Here is a 4702-nt window from a genome sequence, read left to right on the forward strand (position 1 = left end):
CGACCACACCACCAGCGCCGCCGCCCTGAACCTCATCCGACTCCACGCCTGGTGGAACGGCAGACCCCTCGACCGCGCCAACCACAGCCATCTCGCCAGGCTGCAACTCAGCCTTGCAGCATGAGAGTTGGAGTTAACCACCAAGATCCTGCTCTTGCCGAAAACCTCGTCCGCCCAGGTCAGCACACCCAAGGGCAGCCGCAGCGGACCCCGCCATGGGATTCAGACTGCACAGATGAATTATCGGCACCCGCAGGGCCAGCAGCTCTTTGAGCTTGCGCGCGCCGTCCTCGTCGAGGCGGTCCGGGCGGCTGGTGATCAACCGGGGGACCTAACGTGCGGTCAACTCCTCGGTGACCGTGGGAGCTGGCTTCCTGCCGACCCGCACGGACTGCCTGCGGCGGCGTACCGTCCGCTCGCTGCCCACTCGCCACCATGGGGCAGCGGTGGCGATCGGCAGGCGCGCCCTGGGGCACCCGATCCGGCGACATACGGCACCGCCCCCGCACGACCGGAGCGATCGTGCGGGGCATCGGACCGTCCAGGCCGCACCTCATAGCTCCGGGGCGTGAGAGAACCCGCCCCCGTATTCCCGGACCACAGACGGCTCTGCGAGGCAGGAGCCGTGCGTGAGGACGCACTTCTCGACCGCCTCGCACAGGATCTTCCAGATATGAAACCGGTCCGCGATCTGGACCGCGTCCGGCGCTGCGGCGCGGACAGCCTCCGCATACGCGCTGGCCCGGTCCCGCACACGACCTCGACGCCGCGGTGCTCACGCTGCCACGCGGGCGACGTCTCCGCCGTGCGGTCGGGTAGCAAGTCCACGCGCTCGCCCGTCTCCATGTCCAGCAGGACCGTTCCGTAGACGTGGCCTTTCTTGACCGCGAAGTCGTCCACTCCCAGGACGCGCGGCGCGGCGCTGACCGGCTCGTCCGGAAGCTTCCGCAATAGCCTGATCAGCGTGTTCGCGCTCGTCGCGACGTACGCCTGGCCCAACTCGTCCAGGATCACTGGTCCGTAGAGGCCTTGCGCCGCGTACGAGACGTGTCGTTTGCCGAGGATGCCTCCAAGAGCCGCACAGGCAGCGCGCCCGGCGCCATGGTCACTCTGCGCAACCTCGCCGTCGGACTGGTGCGCCAGGCCGACTGGGCCAACCTCGCCGTCGGACTGGTGCGCCAGGCCGACTGGGCCAACCTCGCCGTCGGACTGGTGCGCCAGGCCGACTGGGCCAACCTCGCCGTCGCAGCCGACCACTACCGGTCACACCCCCGAGCATGCCACCGCCCTCCTCAAGATCACCTACTGAGAACGTATCGGCCCTGAACCTGATCAGACGCCACGCCTGGTGACACAACCGCCCCTGGACCGCACCCGCACCAGTTACCTCACCTGGCTCGAACTCACCCCTCGCCACATAAGAAGATGGGCACCAGGATCCCTGTGGTGCCGAAAACTCACTCCATGCAAGGCCCAGACGACTCGAAGGGCTCGGTTGGGGGCCACAGGGGCCGAAGATTGAACGCGTTCGATCAAGCCGTCCCGGTAGTTGAAGTCTGAGAGGATCGTCGGCGGTCGCCGGCAGGCAACTGACCTGCACGGATGAATTGTCGGCACTCACATGGTGAGTGCCGGGCCGATGCGCTGAGCAGGAGTTCTCCGGTCGTTGTTCGGGACATCGGACCTATACTTGCTGGCGAGGGAGCCGTTCTGTGACGAGCAACAGGGCAGTCGGAGAGCACCGCCCCGAGAGCGGGTCCGCACCGATCCGGTGCCCTCGTTTGGTGGCGGTCCTGGAATGTGCTGTTCGCGAGGCCGTGCAGCGGCTGGACGCCGTGACAGCAGCGGTCTACCTCCTGGACGAGGCCCGTACCCAACTTCAAGTGGCCGTGATCGGCGGCGTCCCGCCTTCTCTCTTCACGGTCCCAGGACGGATGGACCTGGACGCGCCGTATGCCTCCGCACGGGCCCTGGCCTCGGGAAAGGTGGCGGTCCTCGCCGATCCCGACCCGGCCGAAGCAGATCAGCAGTATGTGCTGCCCTACCCTTACATCGCCCTTTCGGCCCCCGTCATCCATGCCGACCACCGATTCGGCGCCCTGAGCGTCCTTCGCCTGGAGACCCACGGCGACTACCAACCGGCGGACTGTACAGAGTTGCAGGACATCAGTGACGAGCTGGCCGCGGCCCTCGCCGAGCTCGCCGACAGTGGCGTTGCGATCACGCCCGGACCCACGCCGGTACTCGTACCGGCGGGCGATGCGGATACCGGCGTCGCTACGCCGGGCCGGGGAGTGTTCGATGCCCCCAGCTCCGCGGGAACCAGCCTGATGTATCCACTGCGGCGCCTGGCCGACATGCTCAACCAAGCCACGACCATGGACCACATCGTTGCAACAGCCCGGTACTGCCTCATGTCCCCGTTCGGCGCCAATGCCCTCGTCCTTGCCTCGGCGAGCGAGGGCCGCCTGTGGATCGTGGGCCACTGCGGGGCGTCCTCCGACATGGTCCGCAACCTCCATGGCGCCAGGCTGGACGCCCGGACACCTGCCGCGGAGGCTGTCCAAGGGCACCCGCTTTTCATCTCCGACTGCCGGCCGTCGGCTGACGACTACGCCCCCACCGACGGCGAGTCACACGCCGAGGCGTACCTCCCGCTCATCGGAAGCAGGCACGTCATCGACCTTCCTCTCATCGATGGCAGGAGGGTGGTCGGCGTCTGCTGCCTGTCGTTCGACGGCCCCCGCGACTTCCCGCCCGAGGAGCGGGCCATCCTCGACACGATGGCAGGAGCGCTGGGGGCGGCAGTCGAACGCGTTGAACTGGCCACAAAGCAGCGTGAAGCCTGTGAGTACCTCCAAAGGCGGCTTCTGCCGCCCACGCTCTGCGAGCTGCCCCGACTGACCACCACAGCGCGGTACCGGCCCGCCACGGTCACCTCCAAGGTGGGCGGCGACTGGTACGACGTGATCGAAGCACCGAGTGAACGCGTGGTGCTGGTCGTCGGCGACGTGGAAGGCCACACCTTGGAAAGCGCCGCCCTCATGGGCCAGGTGCGCACAGCGGTGGCTGCCTACGCAACCGAAGGGCACCGCCCCGCCGCAGTGCTCGAGCGGACCGGCAGGCTGCTCGCCAGACTCGGCACAGACCTGCTCGTGACCTGCTGCGTCGTCACCCTCGACACGGCCGACGGCACGGCTGAGGTGGCCTTGGCCGGCCACCCCGAGCCGCTGGTGCAAGGGGCCGACGGGACCATCGGCGCCCTCGAGGCCCCCGCCAACCTGCCCCTGGGCGTCACGACGCACCATGCCTACCAAGGCCGTGAGCACACTATCGGGCCCGGATCCCTCCTGATGCTGTACTCGAACGGCCTAGTCGGCTCGGACGCGGCCGGCCCGGGAGACGGTGCACGGGCGCTGCTTCGCTCCGGCAGCCGGGAGACTGGGGCCGATCTCGAGCAGCTTGCCGACCGCCTGATCGCCGATGTCTCAGGCCCCCAGCAGCGCCGCGACGACGCGGTCCTGCTCCTGGCCCGCTATGAGCATGTTCTCGGTGAGCGCGCGCCGCGGACGGGCAGCCTGCAGATCCAGCAACGCGACCTGCCGGGAGTCAAGAAAGCACGCAGCTTCGTGGGCGACCGGCTGAGCGCCTGGGGACTGGCCGAGATGTCGGACGCCCTTAAGCTCATCGCCTCCGAGATCGTGACCAACGCACTCATCCACGCCGGCAGCGACGTCGACGTCCGGCTACGGGCATTCGCGGATCACATCAGGCTCGAGGTACGGGACTCCGACAGCAACCCGCCGGTCCCGTCGCCCCTGGCGCTTAGTGAAGAGGACAACACACAGGCCGAGCACGGCCGCGGTCTGCTCATCGTGGAGGCTCTGTCCGGATCATGGAACAGCTCTCCGAACGGCCGGGGCAAGACGGTCTCGGTGGAGGTGCCCATCACGTAAGCGGAGCCGTGATGCACTCCTACGCCGTCAAGAGGCCTGATGCGTCGAGCACGGGGGACCCGTTTGATGCGCAGGTATCCGGTGACTACCCAGCCGACGTTGCTTCCGGCAGCGCTGTCGAAGTCGAGCCTCACTCGGCCCAGGGCGTGGAGCCGGTTTGGAGGACGGCTTCGAGGGCCGCGCGCAACCGGGCTGCCTCTCGGCTCCGAAGCGCTCCTCGAACCGGGCTTGCATTTCCCGCCACAGCGGCAGCGCCGCCTTCGTCCGGGAGATCCCTCTGGCATGATCGCAACAATCCGTGCGCGACGGTCAGCCGCCGACGGCTCGACGGTCACCAGCCCCTCCCGCGCCAGCGGCTTGAGGTTCGAAGCCATCGTCGTACGGTCCATCGCGATCATGTCCGCGAGGCTGGTGATCGTCATTCCGCCGTGAGCGCTGAGCTTCTGCAAGATGCTGCGTTGCGTCGCGCGCAGCCCGACCGAGGCCAGGGCGTACGTCGCGCCGAGGTACCGGGCCGCAGAGCCAGGTTTCTCGTCACGCACCCCTCGCAGATCAGCGAGCGCCGCGTTGTAGCTCTGTGGTCCATGGGGCATTTCTTGTCCAGACCGGATTCAGGCAACGGTTTTCGTGGTGACGCAGGCGATCGCTCCGCCTAAGCCTCGATCCACCGACGTGGTTTGAAAGTGATCTTCTGGTGGGCTTCGGTCGGGTTCGGTGCCGGGTGGGCCGGGTGTGGGTAGGTGGTA

General features: G+C 67.8%; 3 protein-coding genes and 3 pseudogenes. 4 read left to right on the forward strand and 2 right to left on the reverse strand.

Translation table 11 applies throughout. The annotated features are described in order from the left end of the window. Nucleotides 1–425: 425 nt before the first annotated feature. Nucleotides 426–606: pseudogene (locus ACWDA7_RS50585) on the forward strand (IS200/IS605 family accessory protein TnpB-related protein); the annotation flags it as partial. A gap of 43 nt (nt 607–649) precedes the next feature. Here ACWDA7_RS50585 and ACWDA7_RS50590 read toward each other — a convergent pair. Next, a pseudogene (locus tag ACWDA7_RS50590) lies at nt 650–754 on the reverse strand (transposase); the annotation flags it as partial. A 293-nt stretch (nt 755–1047) separates the two neighbouring features. On the opposite strand from ACWDA7_RS50590, the gene ACWDA7_RS50595 reads away from it, so the two are divergent. The 3 genes from ACWDA7_RS50595 (at nt 1048) to ACWDA7_RS50605 (ending at nt 4388) form a co-directional block, all read left to right on the forward strand. Continuing rightward, the gene (locus ACWDA7_RS50595; protein WP_450614680.1) at nt 1048–1326 is read left to right on the forward strand and encodes a hypothetical protein; all 279 of its coding nucleotides are present in this window, start codon (nt 1048–1050) and stop codon (nt 1324–1326) included. A 458-nt stretch (nt 1327–1784) separates the two neighbouring features. Further along, nucleotides 1785–3956, forward strand: a complete 2172-nt coding sequence (locus ACWDA7_RS50600) for a SpoIIE family protein phosphatase (RefSeq protein ID WP_450614682.1) — start codon at nt 1785–1787, stop codon at nt 3954–3956. Between the two features lie 282 nt (nt 3957–4238). Beyond that, the gene (locus ACWDA7_RS50605; RefSeq protein WP_450614684.1) at nt 4239–4388 is read left to right on the forward strand and encodes a hypothetical protein; all 150 of its coding nucleotides are present in this window, start codon (nt 4239–4241) and stop codon (nt 4386–4388) included. On the opposite strand, the pseudogene ACWDA7_RS50610 reads toward ACWDA7_RS50605, so the two are convergent. Beyond that, nucleotides 4316–4549: pseudogene (locus ACWDA7_RS50610) on the reverse strand (hypothetical protein); the annotation flags it as partial. The gene ACWDA7_RS50605 and the pseudogene ACWDA7_RS50610 overlap by 73 nt on opposite strands. Between the last annotated feature and the right edge of the window lie 153 nt (nt 4550–4702).

The sequence above is a fragment of the Streptomyces sp. NPDC001156 genome (assembly GCF_053598275.1).